We start from the raw sequence: 13,985 nt of genomic DNA, 5'->3' as shown, positions 1-13,985 counted from the left end.
ATGTGATTGAAGTGTCTTGGACAGTTTGTGTCAGGAGATTTTGGCAGGAGGCATTGAGCCTCATGCGCGGGCCGGTTTGGGCTTTGGCCACAGGCAAAGGGCGATTTTTTTGATGTTCTGGGCGGCGGCGGCGATCAGGCACTGGCAGGCGACCCTGGAGAGACTTCGAAATCGTGCATAGCGGTGACCGTGCAGTTGTTTGGCGTCGGCGAAAGAGCGCTCAACGGTTTCCTTGCGGCGACGGTAGACGGCCTTGCCCCATGCGGTGAGCCGGTTGGCGTCGGTGCGCTCCTTTGCATCGGCCCAGACATGGCGGATGATGGTGCGCTGGGCCTTGGCATTGGTCGTGCAGGAGGCAAGCAACGGGCAGTCGCGGCAGATAGCCGGGTCGCTCTTGTAGTGGCGGTAGCCATTGCGGTCGGTGGTCGCGTAGGCCAGCACCTGGCCCTGTGGGCAGCGATAGCCGTCAGCCGCCGGCTCATGGGTGAAGGATGACGGTGCCATCATGCCGGGCTTGGGTGGTGTGAGGCGGCGATAGCCGGTGACAGCGCGTATAGCCCGGTCCTCCAGTCCTTTGGCAATGCCGGCCGTGGCATAGCCGGCGTCCAGCCCGACGGCGCCGACATCAAATCCGAAGCGTTGCACCTGCCGGTCGAGCCTCGACAGGTAGACGGTCGAATCATGGACGATCGCTGTCGTGTGGGTGTCGGTAATGATGGCGTGGGCCGCATCCACCGTGCGATGGTCAAGGTAGAAAAAGCCTTTCGGCTTGCCCTCGCGCACCATGTAGCCGCTGTCGGGATCGGTGCGCGAGACCTTGGTCTCCTTCTCGGGTGGTTTGCGCTCCTTCTCCTTCAGCCGTTTCTGGCCATGGGCGGCACGCTCTTCATCGATCGCCGCGTCCAGTGCCTTCCAGTAATCAGCACGCGACTTGGCGACCACCGCCAGATCGAAGCGGGTCTTGTTGGCGTTGGCCTTCAGATGGGTGGAGTCGGTGTAAAGCACCGTGCCGTCGACCAGGCCCGCCCGGATCGCCTGCTCGACGATGCGGTCGAAGATCGCTTGCGACACGCTGGTGTTGTCGTAACGCCGCCGCCGGTTCTGCGACAGTGTCGAGGCGTCGAACACCTTGTCCGTCAGCTTCAGCCGCAGGAACCAGCGATAGGCGACATTGACCTCGATCTCGCGCACCAACTGCCGTTCCGAGCGAACTCCAAACAGGTAGCCGATGAACAGCGCCTTGAACATCAAGGTCGGGTCGAGCGGCGGGCGGCCATTGTCGGGGCAATAGAGCGGCGCGGTCAGTTCGTGGATGAAGGAGAAATCGATCACACGGTCGATCTTGCGCAACAGGTGATCGGCGGGAACCAGCTGATCGAGCGTTACCATCTCGAGCGCGGTCTGTTCAGGGGCGGGTCGCTTCAACATGACCCAGTGAATCAAAAACCCCCGGCAAATGCCAGGGGTTTGTCAGCAGTCTGAAGCNCATCTCGAGCGCGGTCTGTTCAGGGGCGGGTCGCTTCAACATGACCCAGTGAATCAAAAACCCCCGGCAAATGCCAGGGGTTTGTCAGCAGTCTGAAGCGGCGCCTTCCGGCGCCGCTTCAGACTGCTGACAAACCTCCGGCCAGGTCAAAACGCCGTCAGATTCACGGAACGTCACAGATCCAGACTATGAACAAATCGGAATCAAAACCCCTCGATTTTGACCGCTGCCAAAAACCGAGGGGTTTGTAATCAATCTGAAGCGGCGCCTTCCGGCGCCGCTTCCGTCTCGGGAGGAGACTTGTACTTTAGGCACTTTATACCGCGGTCTTGGCCTCGATCTGCTTGGCCTTGGCCGAAGACGCTGTAATGGCGATCTTGCGCGGCTTCAGCTCCTCGGGGATGTTGCGCTTGAGGTCGACGAACAGCAGGCCGTTCCTCAGCGAAGCTCCGACGACTTCGACGTGGTCGGCAAGCTGGAAGCGCCGCTCGAAAGCCCTCGAGGCAATGCCGCGGTAGAGCAGTTCGGACCCTTCGCCAGTGCCCTCGTCCTTGCGCTCACCTTTTACGGTCAGCACGTTGCGGTGGGCTTCGATCGAGATTTCCTCGTCGGAGAAGCCGGCAACCGCCATCGAGATGCGGTAGGAATCCTCGCCGGTACGCTCGATGTTGTAGGGCGGATAGGTCTGCGCGCCATCCGGCTGCGCAAGCGAATCCAGCATGGTGAAAAGACGGTCGAAGCCGACGGTCGAGCGATAAAGCGGGGAAAAATCAACGTGACGCATGAGGTGTTCTCCTGTTGAGCAACATGGTTTGCGTATGGCCGGTGCGAAACCCTTGAGCGGCGTTTCGGCTGGACCAGCGGCCCCGACATTGGCGACCGCATGAGACATTTGGGGAGCGCTCGAAAGCATTTCAAGATTTCGCCTGGCGGCAAAAGCCGTGCGGCTGATTCCCCGATGAACGGCAGATGAACCGGCGCTTCGGCGCGCGTTCAGGCAGCCGGCGCTAGAGTGCATCCAGGATCAAGGACTCGCGGCGCCGATTGCACAACAGGCGCCGCAACGAGGCCGACCGGGTGTTAACGTCCCTTCCTCCCGGATCGACAGAGGCCGGAAGCACGCTTTCAAGCGGCTTCCGGCCTTCCCCGTTGCAGCCTCCCATCAGAGGGAATTCCTTTGCTTTTGACGCATGGGCGTCTATCACCGTAGTTGAGCCAGCCAGCACAGGCGGCACGCCAGACGCCGAACACGAAGCGCCGAATGACGGATCTTTTCACCGAGAACTCCCTTTTTCACGAAGTTGAGGGCAATCCGCGGCCGGAAAACGCCACCGGCGGCTTCTTCACCACGCGTGACCGCAAGAATATCCGCTATGGCCTGTTCGGCGCGGTCGCTCGCCCGATGAAGGGCACCGTGGTCCTCCTCACCGGCCGCAACGAGTGCATCGAGAAATACTTCGAAACCATCCGCAACCTTGCCGATCGCGGCTTTGGTGTCGCCACCCTCGACTGGCGCGGCCAGGGCGATTCCGACCGGCTGATCCGCGATCGCCAGCGCGGCTATGTCAGGAGCTTCCGCGACTATACGGCAGACCTCGAACAATTTTTCGAGGAGATCGTGCTGCCCGATTGCCGCGGTCCGTACTACATCCTCGCCCACTCTGCCGGCGCCACGATCACGCTGCTTGCCACGCCGTCGATGGTGAACCGCGTGCGGCGCATGGTGCTGATCGCGCCATTCCTGACGCTGCCCGACCTGCCGGTTTCGATATCAACGGTTCGCCGTGTCTGTTCGCTGTTCTGCGCTCTCGGCCTCGGCCGGCTCTATGCCGCCTGGGGTCCGCGGCCGAAGGTGACGGCCCCCTTCGAGACCAACAAACTGACGTCGGACCCGGCGCGCTATCGGCGCAACACGCGGATCTACGAAGAGTATCCGCAACTGGCGCTTGGTGGCCCGACGATCCGCTGGCTGAAGGCGGCCGCCGAAGCGTCCGAAGCGGTCAGCGATCCCGACTTCATGGCTCGGATTCAGGTCCCTTTGCTGATAATCGCCGCCGGCGCCGACCAGGTTGTCTCAACCAGGGCCGTGGAGGCCTACGCCAGGCGTTTGCGGCTCGGTTCGCTGCTGATGATCGACGGCTCCCGCCACGAAATCCTGCAGGAAGCCGACATCTACCGCGAGCAATTGCTCGCCGCCTTCGATGCCTTCATTCCCGGCAGCGACGACCCGACTGCCTGATAGGCGCCGATCGCTGGTTCACGGCTGGCGGGCAAACTCCATGATCCAGTTGGTCTCCCAAGTGGTGCCGCCATCCTGCGAAAAGGCCTGCTCCCAGCGCGCCGTGTTTTGCGCGATCTCCGACCAGAGGAAACGAACCCGGATCGGCTGTCCGTCGAAGACGTCCTCACACATAAACGTGCCGACGCCGTCGGTGAACGCACCGCGCACCGGAACGTCGATGGTCAGGGGGTTGCGGCCATCGATCCACCAGATCGACCATTGCCGTGTCGCCGTATCGAAGGTCCGCACCGTGGCGGCACGATAGCCGCCGTCAGGCAGGTCGATGACATTGTCGTCGACATTGCCGAGGCCACCAAGCAGCGGACGGACCTCGCATGTGCCGGCGAATTCGTCCCAGTTGGTGTCGCCCGTCAGACGCTTTTGCAGCCTTCGATGGCTGACATCCCAATTGCCGAAGAAGAAATCGAAATCGCTGCGGCCGTCCGCCGGAATGTCATGGGCACGGCTGGCTGTTGAGTGCGTAGGCATGTCTGGTTCTCCCTCTGGCAATGACCCTTCCATAGCCGGTGCCTACTGACACCCTGTTGTCAGTTGCGTGAGCCCGCCACAGGCAAAATGCTAAAGATTCTGACAGCCCGCATCGCCCCGAACTGCTCATCTGCCCGCGTCGAACTGAACGCCATGGAGATGAGATCATGACCGAGAAAACCTGCGCTGCCTGCGATTGCCAGCTGGACGCCAACCCGATCCGCGTCAGGACTGTCGAAGTCCGCTGCAAGGAAACGCTGATATCTCAGCCGCGCAAGGCGGCCATGGCGGCTGCGTGAAGCTCTGGCGTTGCTGCGGCGAGCACGTCGCCGCCCTTCTCCGCCGGGCCGCCATCGAATGTGGTGACGACACCGCCGGCCTTCTCGATGATCGGGATCAGCGCCACGATGTCGTAGGGCTTCAAGCCGGGATCGGCGACGATATCGACGCTTCCTGAGGCGATCATTGCGAAGGCATAACAATCGGCGCCGTAACGGGCGAGTTGGACCTGCTTTTCGAACTGGTCGTAACGCTCGCGCGCCGCGCCCTTGTACAGCGCCGGCGTAGTGGTGAACAGCGTCGCTTCAGCGAGATTGGTCGTCTTGCGCGTCGAAAGCTTGCGTGGCCCGCCCGGCCCTTCATAGTGGGAACCCGAGGCGTTGGCGTAGAACAGCTCACCGGTGAAGGGCTGCGCCATCATGCCGGCAACGGCATCGCCGTCGACCGTCAGCCCGACCAGCGTCCCCCACACCGGCAGGCCGGAAATGAAGGCGCGTGTGCCGTCGATCGGGTCGATCACCCAGACATGCCGGCTCGAAATGTTCTCGCTGCCATGCTCCTCACCAAGAATGCCATGGTGGGGATACTCAGCCGATATCAGCGCGCGGATAGCGCGCTCGGCCTCGCGATCGGCCTCGGTGACCGGGTCGAAACTGCCCTTTTCCTTGTTGGCGACAGCACCCTGGCTGCGAAAGCGCGGCAAGGTTTCCGCCGCCGCCGCCTGCGCCATGCGGCGCATGAAATCGATGCTGATATCCAACTGATTCTCCCGCATTGCAGCACGCCCGAGCCGGGCTTTGCCGCCATTTCCGTGCCAAAACAAGGGGGTTTATCGATTTATCCGCGACGGTATCTGTTGCCTGGATGTCACACATACAACGTCGAAACGCAATTTCCACATCAGAGTGAATTAAAAAAGCCTGAGGGTCGCTTGACATTTGTGCAGCGCACAATACCCTCGGCCTCGGACAGGTTCTCCTGTCCATGCCCTCCTTGGGCGTTTCCTCCCTAGACTTCGACCGTATCGTGCAAACGATGCGGTCTTTTTTTACGCCGCGATTGCGAGCTCACTCCGCTGCCAGCGGCAGATCGACGAAATGATGGTCGGGCATCGACATCAGGTCGGCCGAAAATCGCGTCAGATCGTCGGCCAGCGCGTCGAAGCCCACGGCCTTCTCGAATGTCCGCTCGTTCATGTAGAGCCCGCGATTGACCTCGATCTGCAGTGCATGCAGATGGCGGGCCGGGCGGCCATAGTGTTCGGTGATGAAGCCGCCGGCATAAGGTTTGTTGTGCGCGACCGTATAGCCCATGGCGGTGAGGAGGCCGATCGCGGTCTCGGTCAGGGCCGCAGTGGCCGAGATGCCGAAACGGTCGCCGATGATGAAGTCGGGCCGCAGGCCGCTGTCGCCGACACGGATGCTTGCCGGCATCGAATGACAGTCGATCAGCACGGCAAAGCCGAACCGCGCATGGGTCCTGGTCAAAAGCCGCTTCAATGTCTCGTGATAGGGCTTGTAGACAGCTTCGATGCGGGCGACCGCTTCGGCCAGCGGCAAGCGGCCGGAATAGATGTCGAGCCCCTCACCGACCAGCTTGGGAACCGTGCCAAGCCCGCCCGCCACCCGCGCCGAGCGGATGTTGCAGAAGGACGGCACCGGCTCGGCGAACATGCGCGGATCGAGTTCCCACGGCTCGCGGTTGACATCGAGATATGCGCGCGGGAAATTCGCCGCCAACAGCGGTGCGCCGAGCGCGACGGCGCCGCCGAACAGCTCATCGACGTAACAGTCTTCCGACCGGCGGATGGCGTTGCGGTCCAGCCTTGCCATGGCAAGGAAGCGTTCGGGATAGTAGCGGCCGCTATGCGGTGAGTTGAAGAGGAAGGGGACGCGCTGCTCGGCGCCCGACCGGATTTCGAAGGGTGGAAAGACCGAAAAATCCTCGGCTGCCGTCTTCAATTTGAGCGAACCCGAAAGCACCTGTGCATCATGATGTGAAAGTGCCACCTTGCTGGCCGCGTGTCCAGCATTTCAGCGGCCACGCCGCTGCGCAAATATGGATCATCGCCGTTCTCGTTCACTTGATGTTTACCCTCACCTCCTCATATAGAGGATGGTTAACGAGGTTGCCCAACGGCAATCTCGGGCGGGTGATTCGGACGGGATATCATGGCACGCATTCTTCTGGCGGAAGACGACGACGATATGCGTCGGTTCCTCGTCAAGGCGCTGGAGCGCGCCGGTTACCAGGTCAGCGATTTCGACAATGGCGCCAGCGCCTATGAACGGCTGCGCGAGGAACCGTTCTCGCTGCTGTTGACCGACATCGTCATGCCGGAGATGGACGGCATCGAACTGGCGCGGCGCGCCACCGAGATCGATCCTGATTTGAAGGTCATGTTCATCACCGGTTTCGCCGCCGTCGCGCTGAACCCGGATTCCAAGGCGCCGAAAGACGCCAAGGTGCTGTCGAAGCCGTTCCACCTGCGCGACCTCGTCAACGAGGTCGAGAAGATGCTGCAGGCGGCCTGACCCGCTTTCCGAGCCAATGCATGCCACCCAGAAGCGGTCCCGGTTTTGGGAAAACGACATGCGTGAAACAAAGACCTGAAGTGCGGCGCGCTTTAGGCATCGGCGCCGGTTCGCCGCTGCGGCGAGACGACGCCTTCTTTCCTTTTTCCTGCTATTGACGCGCTGGATCAAAAATGGTGTATGCGCGGCTTCGGATGGGCGTGTAGCTCAGCGGGAGAGCACTGCATTGACATTGCAGGGGTCACAGGTTCAATCCCTGTCACGCCCACCATCCTTTCAAATACCTAGCTAAGCCCTTGTGCCGATTGGCACAGAAACCTGGCCTGAGCCTCGGACGCGTTCGACATGCCGAGCGCTCCAGCTGCTTCCCAGATTCCCTCGCCTGCGAACATCGTCCAGGTTGCGCGGGTATGGCGCAGGACGTGAGGCGTGATCGCCGGCTGACCGGTGACGGCTGGATGAAGCCAGGCGTTATCAATCGCCATATCGCAAGCGGTCCGGACGGAAGCAATCCCGTGCCCCATGTAGCTGATTACATACAGATAGGCCGACACGGGCTCGCCGGCCCGCCTGGCAGCCTCATAACGGGTGTTCTCGTCGATGAGCTTCCACCGCTTGACGGGTGTGAAGGCCGTCACTGCCGAAGTCACACGGTGGAAGCTGATGGGCTTCGGTGCCTTAGGCGTGACCGGCATGGCTGCGGCGGCTTTGGCGTCATTTGTAACGGCTTACTGGGCGGATATTTGGCGCGTGTTGCGGGATGGCTGAGGCACCGGCTACAGCTGCGACTCTCCTGATCACCGCAGCGTTACCGCGCTGATTGCTTTTGGCGACAGCCTTGACTTAGATCAATACGGATAAAGCATCTCGGGGTAAACGTCGATTTGCACCCAATAAGGCTACAGCAAGAGCATGAGCAGGATGGTGATTTTCGAGCAAGCAAAGACACTGGGCGTCACAATCCATCAACGTTCAAAAACAGTTTGGATCGCAACAGGGACGTGTCGAGGTCGCGAATACCAGGTTAAAGGACGTAGTCCCTATATCGCGCTGGCACTGTGGATGGAAGCTGCGCGATACAGAGGTACCAGAATTATAAGCCCAATTACCACTGGGCTCGAGCGCCCCATAGAACCTCCGACATCAGGCGGCTAATCTGGCATCAGAGAGAACATTGGACTTGTTCGCCAAGCCATGCCCCACCGCTCATCATCCACTGCTTTGTAAGGCAACGTCGGTAAGGAACTAATCCCGCGCCGCAAACTTCAGGCGACCGGCCGAGACAGCAGCAAGGGAAACTACGCGCAACTATCCGCTGGGTTAAAAGGGACAGTGCACCGGGGGGTGGAAGTTCTTGATTCCCTTCGCAGGACAATCGCAGTTAGCATCGAACTTTGAAGGGGGTTCGTGACGCTTGCACCCAGGTTGGGTCTTGTAGGCGTAACCGGGCAGGGAAACATAAGGACTTTCGCTGACGCAACCCGCAAGTACTAGCCCCAGCGAGGCGACAATGACAACTTTCATTTGTTCTTCTCCTAGCGGATCGACAACACTTGAAAGCATTTGTTGCATATCGCCTAAGCGGACGATTTGTCCCAGATCAAATCCGAGATGGGATACACGAAGTGGCAATATCCCAAGGGCATGACGACTCGATGTCGCAATCTCTTCTCACCGTAAGTGCCTTTCTGGGTGATACGTTGCCCACTCGCTCGGGGCGCTTCTTCCTGCGAGTAATGAGACCTACCAAATGTCGTGCGTCCCTAGGTAAACACGCCAATCCGGCAACGGCTCACCACTGCGACATCGTGCTGGCGAATCTTGAAGGAACGCTGCCGCTGGATGGGGTAAAGGCACAGATCGAAGAGATCAAACCGAAGGCGAAGCGCTGACGGAGCCTGGGCGGCCCAGCGGCATAGATCATAGGAGGACACCTTGCGGCGGCCGCTGGGCCTGACCAGTCTGGCTTGGTGAGGCGCGGCACTGGCTGACCCGAAGCATGTGCTGACTCTAACGTGAGAGCCAGAGCACATCAGCATGAGGGACTACCGCCGAGAGGTGTACTCGATGCCACCACCGGCAATGTGGATCGCGTCTCGGGCGCGGGAAGGCCGGCGTCGCACGAATGGGAGGAAAGCCGCAACGCCGGCCAGCGGGATAGGTCCGCCGCGCCTCGAAGGCCAGCCGATTCTTGACGCGGCGTCATGGTCTAGACACGCCCGCAGTTGGCACCGAAACGGCACAGAAACGTTCAATGAAAACAAACAAAGCACTGCATTGACATTGCGGGGGTCACAGGTTCCCTGTCACGTCCACCATCCAATCCCAGAAAGTCAGACTTAGATCGACATCCTGGCCGGCTCGCCAGAACTGGACAATTTCGTTCGTTCCCGAAGGAAACTGGCACTGCCAGTTTTCGGAATGCAACGCGCCCGTCCGGCGTTTGACCGGAACGGGCCACGGTCTATCAGATCATTGCGGCTCTGGATCGGGTGTATTTCCCGGCCTATCCGGCGTGCCGCCCTTGCCTTCGCGGCAAGGCTCGCCGATGCCGCAGCATTTGCCGTTGTAGGTGACGCCAGGTTTCAGCCTGTCGCATTCCCTCGGGCCGGTTGTCTTGCAGCCGGCCAGCACCGAAACGGCGATGGCGGCCAAAAGGACGTTTCTTGAAACAGTAAGCATTAGACGCTCTCCTTGATGGACCGTGTTTGGACACACCGCTTGGTCGCGTCTCGGGAGAAATTGGTTCAAAAGAAAGTTGCGATCACCGGCGAAAATCTCTTGCGAGCTTGCCTTCGCCATAAGGCACATCGCCGATGCCGCGGCATTCGCCATGCCATGTGGTTTTCGGACGTGATTTATCGCATTGTCTTGTCGGCGCTGCCTGGCACGCCTGACGTCATCGATGCCGCGAAACCGTAAGCAGGACATTCTCAACGTTGCATGCGAGAGACGTTTTCCATGATTGATCACGTTGGACTACGCAGGGCTCGGTCACCTCACCATCAGAAATGGTCCAGCACCGAAATCGGAATGGTTGGCGAAATTGCGCGTGTCCCCGAGCCGGTGATCGGGACCTGGGCTCCCGAGCTACTGCCATGAGTTCACGGCGTGGAAAGGCAAAGCTGTCGCCCTGGCCGAAGATCTATCGCGAACTGAAACGCGTGCGCGCCCAATTGCAATCACCATGGTCGACATTGAGCAGCGCGCTCATTTCGGCAAAGCAGAACGCTGAATACCGACGCGGCCTCGGCAACCGGATCGAGGCGGCCCGCGAGACTTACACGGCCTCGCCGATCTCGCAGACTGCCGACACTTTCATGCTCGTCCGGATCATCGGCAACGATCTGGAACCGCGACACCGCAAAGGCCAGTCATACGACAACGTACTATTTATTCTGGACAACGAACCGGCCTTCGAGGGATGCGAAAAATTCTGGATCGTCAACCGGATAGTCGACACCGACGAGGAAGCCCGGATCATCGGCCTGCTCGAAAGCCGCCGCCAGAATTTTCACACAATCCCCTTCGAGCTCGATGCGTACCGGAAGATATCCTGGGACATCGATCGGCTTGCCGCCGGCGACCTCAGATTCTCGGAGAAAGGCCGGGCGAGCGGAGCACAGTCCGCGCGTTACGAAACGCACATCCGCCGCAGCAAGAATCTCTATGTGATGAACAACAATGGAGCGCGCAACGCCGCGCTCGCGATTGCTCGTGACAGGGCAAAATGGCTGATGCCCTGGGACGGGAACTGCTACCTGACAGGGTCTGCGTTCCAGCGGATACGGTCCGCGATCGAGAAAAACCCGCACCTTCCCTACGCCGTGGTGCCCATGGCGCGCATTGTCGACAACGCGCTTCTGCTAGACCAGGATTTCCAGCCGCCGGCCGAGGAAGAGCCGCAGATCATATTTCGAGCTGACACCACACAGCTGTTCGACGAAAACTATGGCTACGGGAGGCGGCCAAAAATCGAGATGTTGTGGAGGTTGGGAGTTCCCGGCTCCTGGGATCGCTACCGCGACGACGTCTGGGATTTTCAGCGCCCGTCCAGGGCAGCGGAGGCCGGGCTGTTCCAGAAGGCGGGCTGGGTGGCGCGCCTGGATTCAGGGCGCTCGCATCTGGAGATCGGCAAGGCCGGCTCCGTCGCGCGCCTGGTCAGCCGCGACCAGGCGATCGTCGACATGGTCGATCAATGCGACGCCAGGGCGGTTGCCGCTCGGCTTGATACCTCCCACCTGGCTTTTTATGACGAAGACGCCCTGGGTGCTGCCCACGCGGTGAAGGACGCTCCCATCCTGCGCCATCTCGAAGCCGCGGCCGGCCAGGCGCTCGCCCGCGGTCCGTTCAGCGTGCTCGACAAGACTGGCCTGGCCCCCAGCGGGGATCCCCAGGACTATTTTCATCCAGCGCCTTATTGGTGGCCCGACCCCGACAGACCCGATGGCCTGCCCTATGTTCAGCGCGATGGCGAACGCATGCCCGGCACGGCATTGTATGAAGCAGGAAGCGAAACCTACGATCGCACGCGCTTGCAGCGCGTCTTCGACGACACAACCGTGCTTGCGCTGGCCGCAACCGTGCTTGGCGGACATCATTATGCCGCCCATGCCGCGGGGCTGATCCGCGCATGGTTTGTCGATTCCAGGACAAGAATGAACCCGCATTTACGCTATGCGCAGGTGCGGTCGGGCCACGACAGCAATGAAGGGTCCGGCCACGGCATCATCGAACTGAAGGATTTCTATTTCTTCCTGGATGCCGTGCGCCTGATTGAGCGAACAGGAGTGCTCGGCGACGAGGAACGCGAGGCGTTCAGAGCCTGGCTTGGTTCCTACCGCGAATGGCTGGACACCGCACCGGCAGCTGCGACCGCCTTCTACAGCAGCAGCAACCAAGGGACGTTCTACGATTTGCAGCGGGCATCGATCGCCACGTTTCTTGGCGACAGCGCCACGCTGGCCAAGGTCAGCCTTTATGCTCGGGAGAGATTCGCGGCCCAGGTCGCGGCCGACGGTTCATTGCCCAGGGAACTGTTGCGCACCCGGCCCAGGCACTACGCCATGTTCACCCTGCAAGGCTGGACGTCACTGGCCCGTGTCCTGTCTTCGGTCGGCGACAATCTCTGGCAGCACCGGACCGCCGAGGGACTGGGGCTGGTTCAGGCGCTGCGCTGGCTTGTTGCCCACGAGAACAAGCCACACACCATGTCGGCCGAAACCATCGATCCGGATCGGCTTGGGCCGCTGCTTCTCGACCTGGCGGACCATGATCCCACGGGGATCCCACCTGCCGACCTGGAAAGGTCGACCAAGCCCATTTTCCATCCAGATGAGGCGATCGCGCCCTTTTGGCCGTGGCGAAGGCGCTAGAGCAATTCCAGAAAAAGTGTGAAACGGTTTTCCGTCCGGAATTGCGTTAAAACAAGGGGTTAGAGCGGCTCGCCGTTTCCGTGAAACGGTGAATTGCTCTAGAGACGGGACGTCCGGCCATCCTGGCCCGTCACCTCAGTGATGAGAACCAATTTCCCGAGATCAAACGCCCGCGACAGTGCAAAGACTCTTCATCCTGGCAACCGCCAGTTCCGGATCGGCCAGCAATCCGGCCTGATCGGCAAGCCGGAAGACATCGGCATAGTGACGGATGCCGCGCGCCGACTGCATGCCGCCGACCATCGCAAAATGGTCCTGATGGCCGTTCAGCCAGGCCATGAAGACGATGCCAGCCTTGTAGTATTCGGTCGGTGCCTCGAAGATTTTTCGCGATAGCGGCACGGTTGGCGCCATCAAGGCGTCATAGCCGGCGCGGTCCCCCTCGGCCAGTTTCGCCAGCGCTGCGTTGGCGACCGGCGCGGTGGCGTCGAAAATGCCGAGCAGTGCATGCGAATGTCTTTTCTCGTCGCCGGCGATCAGTTCGGGATAGTTGAAGTCGTCGCCGGTAAACATGACGATGCCGTCCGGCAACCGGTCTCTAAGTGCGACCTCCTTGCCGGCATCGAGCAGCGAGATTTTTATGCCCTCGACCTTGCCGGCGTGGCGTTCGATGATGGCAACCACTGTGTCAAGCGCGGCCTCGAAGTCGCTGCTGCCCCAATAGCCCCTGAGCGCCGGATCGAACATGTCGCCCAGCCAGTGCAGGATCACCTTGCCGGAGGCCTGGCTCAGAATACGGTCATAGACGCTGATATAGTCGTCCGGACCTTTGGCCACCGCTGCCAGCGCCCGGCTGGCCATCATGATCGTCTTGCCGCCGAGCCCTTCGATGAAAGCAAACTGCTCTTCATAGGCCTTGATGACGTCGTCGACTGTTCTGGCGGCGCTCGGCGCCAGATGGTCTGTCCCGGCGCCCGAAGCGAGATCGGCGCCATCGACGGTGCGCGCTTCCGCGATCGAGCGGCGGATCAATTCCTGTGCATTTGCCCAGTCGAAACCCATGCCGCGCTGGGAGGTGTCCATCGCCTCGGCGATGCGGAAGCCGAGTCGCCACAGATGGTGCCGGAACGCCATTGTCCTGTCCCAGTCGACCACCGGCCTGGACCACGGATCGGTCATCGCAAGCGGATCGGCAACGACGTGCGCGGCGGCATAGGCGATGCGCGAAAACCGCGCGCCGATCACCGGCCGCACCGGCTGGCCGGCAAGCGCGTAGCGGGCGCTGCGGCCATCCTCACTAGGCAAGGAAATGTCCATCGATCTCTCCCTTTGTCGCGCCTATAAATGGAACGTTCCAATAAATCAAGAACCTTTAAGATTCAGAGCTCATTCACGGGCAAATGCTGCATCGCAACAGGGAAAGCCTTGCATCTTATGCCATTTGAGTACGGGCAATCGATCTTTCAGGCCGAGGAAAAAATCCTGGTTGACTCGACGTCGAACCGGTGATTAGAACGTTCCAATAGATTTTGATCATGAAG

At 60.7% G+C, this 13,985-nt stretch carries 14 protein-coding genes and 1 tRNA gene; 7 read left to right on the top strand and 8 right to left on the bottom strand.

The features are described from left to right. Positions 1 to 60: 60 nt before the first annotated feature. Together ASD12_RS29685 and ASD12_RS29680 are read right to left on the bottom strand one after the other, a co-directional pair. Complete coding sequence (locus ASD12_RS29685) at positions 61 to 1,428, bottom strand: IS1182 family transposase (protein WP_056595254.1); 1,368 nt, start codon at positions 1,426 to 1,428, stop codon at positions 61 to 63. 374 nt (positions 1,429 to 1,802) lie between these two features. Further along, complete coding sequence (locus tag ASD12_RS29680; protein WP_056595214.1) at positions 1,803 to 2,270, bottom strand: Hsp20 family protein; 468 nt, start codon at positions 2,268 to 2,270, stop codon at positions 1,803 to 1,805. Positions 2,271 to 2,747: 477 nt separating this feature from the next. Between ASD12_RS29680 and ASD12_RS29675 the strand changes: the two genes are divergently transcribed. Next, positions 2,748 to 3,725, top strand: coding sequence for an alpha/beta hydrolase (locus ASD12_RS29675; protein WP_056595210.1), 978 nt, complete (start codon positions 2,748 to 2,750; stop codon positions 3,723 to 3,725). Positions 3,726 to 3,743: 18 nt separating this feature from the next. Here the strand turns inward: ASD12_RS29675 and ASD12_RS29670 are convergent, their stop codons facing one another. Next, entirely contained in the window at positions 3,744 to 4,256 is a 513-nt protein-coding gene (locus ASD12_RS29670; RefSeq protein ID WP_056595208.1) for a hypothetical protein, read from the bottom strand. 167 nt (positions 4,257 to 4,423) lie between these two features. Here ASD12_RS29670 and ASD12_RS35815 point away from each other — a divergent pair, with 167 nt between their 5' ends. Then, a complete protein-coding gene (locus ASD12_RS35815) occupies positions 4,424 to 4,555 on the top strand; it encodes a hypothetical protein (protein ID WP_274533712.1) in 132 nt (43 codons plus the stop codon). Here ASD12_RS35815 and hisN read toward each other — a convergent pair. After that, complete coding sequence (hisN, locus tag ASD12_RS29665; protein ID WP_056595206.1) at positions 4,522 to 5,295, bottom strand: histidinol-phosphatase; 774 nt, start codon at positions 5,293 to 5,295, stop codon at positions 4,522 to 4,524. The genes ASD12_RS35815 and hisN overlap by 34 nt on opposite strands. 307 nt (positions 5,296 to 5,602) lie before the next feature. Continuing rightward, a complete protein-coding gene (locus ASD12_RS29660; RefSeq protein WP_056595204.1) occupies positions 5,603 to 6,544 on the bottom strand; it encodes an N-formylglutamate amidohydrolase in 942 nt (313 codons plus the stop codon). A gap of 162 nt (positions 6,545 to 6,706) precedes the next feature. Between ASD12_RS29660 and ASD12_RS29655 the strand changes: the two genes are divergently transcribed. After that, positions 6,707 to 7,069, top strand: a complete 363-nt coding sequence (locus ASD12_RS29655; RefSeq protein WP_006199474.1) for a response regulator — start codon at positions 6,707 to 6,709, stop codon at positions 7,067 to 7,069. 196 nt (positions 7,070 to 7,265) lie between these two features. Next, positions 7,266 to 7,340 (top strand) — tRNA-Val (locus tag ASD12_RS29650). A gap of 13 nt (positions 7,341 to 7,353) precedes the next feature. On the opposite strand, the gene ASD12_RS35665 is transcribed toward ASD12_RS29650, so the two are convergent. Then, positions 7,354 to 7,764, bottom strand: a complete 411-nt coding sequence (locus tag ASD12_RS35665; protein WP_056595202.1) for a hypothetical protein — start codon at positions 7,762 to 7,764, stop codon at positions 7,354 to 7,356. Between ASD12_RS35665 and ASD12_RS33775 the strand changes: the two genes are divergently transcribed. After that, positions 7,733 to 7,837: a hypothetical protein gene (locus ASD12_RS33775; protein WP_244483020.1), complete on the top strand. Its 105-nt coding sequence runs from the start codon at positions 7,733 to 7,735 to the stop codon at positions 7,835 to 7,837. The two genes, ASD12_RS35665 and ASD12_RS33775, sit on opposite strands and share 32 nt — an antisense overlap. Before the next feature lie 785 nt (positions 7,838 to 8,622). After that, entirely contained in the window at positions 8,623 to 8,961 is a 339-nt protein-coding gene (locus ASD12_RS34510; RefSeq protein ID WP_210173868.1) for a hypothetical protein, read from the top strand. A gap of 580 nt (positions 8,962 to 9,541) precedes the next feature. Here ASD12_RS34510 and ASD12_RS29640 read toward each other — a convergent pair. Continuing rightward, on the bottom strand, positions 9,542 to 9,751 hold the full coding sequence (locus ASD12_RS29640) for a hypothetical protein (RefSeq protein ID WP_056595200.1): 210 nt from the start codon (positions 9,749 to 9,751) through the stop codon (positions 9,542 to 9,544). A 416-nt stretch (positions 9,752 to 10,167) separates the two neighbouring features. On the opposite strand from ASD12_RS29640, the gene ASD12_RS29630 reads away from it, so the two are divergent. Next, on the top strand, positions 10,168 to 12,444 hold the full coding sequence (locus ASD12_RS29630; RefSeq protein WP_056595195.1) for an alginate lyase family protein: 2,277 nt from the start codon (positions 10,168 to 10,170) through the stop codon (positions 12,442 to 12,444). Positions 12,445 to 12,606: 162 nt separating this feature from the next. Here the strand turns inward: ASD12_RS29630 and ASD12_RS29625 are convergent, their stop codons facing one another. Beyond that, complete coding sequence (locus tag ASD12_RS29625) at positions 12,607 to 13,761, bottom strand: dihydrodipicolinate synthase family protein (RefSeq protein WP_056595192.1); 1,155 nt, start codon at positions 13,759 to 13,761, stop codon at positions 12,607 to 12,609. Positions 13,762 to 13,985 lie beyond the last annotated feature (224 nt).

Origin of the sequence: Mesorhizobium sp. Root102, assembly GCF_001425625.1 — a bacterium.
In the GTDB taxonomy this organism is placed as follows: domain Bacteria; phylum Pseudomonadota; class Alphaproteobacteria; order Rhizobiales; family Rhizobiaceae; genus Mesorhizobium.
This window is presented reverse-complemented; position numbering and strand designations above follow the sequence as displayed.

Excerpts from the sequence above, each read along its gene's own strand:
- ASD12_RS35665 (WP_056595202.1), bottom strand. The coding sequence starts at position 7,764 with ATGCCGGTCACGCCTAAGGCACCGAAGCCCATCAGCTTCCACCGTGTG.
- ASD12_RS29670 (WP_056595208.1), bottom strand. The coding sequence starts at position 4,256 with ATGCCTACGCACTCAACAGCCAGCCGTGCCCATGACATTCCGGCGGAC.
- ASD12_RS29630 (WP_056595195.1), top strand. The coding sequence starts at position 10,168 with ATGAGTTCACGGCGTGGAAAGGCAAAGCTGTCGCCCTGGCCGAAGATC.
- ASD12_RS29685 (WP_056595254.1), bottom strand. The coding sequence starts at position 1,428 with ATGTTGAAGCGACCCGCCCCTGAACAGACCGCGCTCGAGATGGTAACG.
- ASD12_RS35815 (WP_274533712.1), top strand. The coding sequence starts at position 4,424 with ATGACCGAGAAAACCTGCGCTGCCTGCGATTGCCAGCTGGACGCCAAC.
- ASD12_RS29640 (WP_056595200.1), bottom strand. The coding sequence starts at position 9,751 with ATGCTTACTGTTTCAAGAAACGTCCTTTTGGCCGCCATCGCCGTTTCG.
- ASD12_RS29655 (WP_006199474.1), top strand. The coding sequence starts at position 6,707 with ATGGCACGCATTCTTCTGGCGGAAGACGACGACGATATGCGTCGGTTC.
- ASD12_RS29680 (WP_056595214.1), bottom strand. The coding sequence starts at position 2,270 with ATGCGTCACGTTGATTTTTCCCCGCTTTATCGCTCGACCGTCGGCTTC.
- ASD12_RS33775 (WP_244483020.1), top strand. The coding sequence starts at position 7,733 with ATGGGCTTCGGTGCCTTAGGCGTGACCGGCATGGCTGCGGCGGCTTTG.
- ASD12_RS29625 (WP_056595192.1), bottom strand. The coding sequence starts at position 13,761 with ATGGACATTTCCTTGCCTAGTGAGGATGGCCGCAGCGCCCGCTACGCG.
- ASD12_RS29675 (WP_056595210.1), top strand. The coding sequence starts at position 2,748 with ATGACGGATCTTTTCACCGAGAACTCCCTTTTTCACGAAGTTGAGGGC.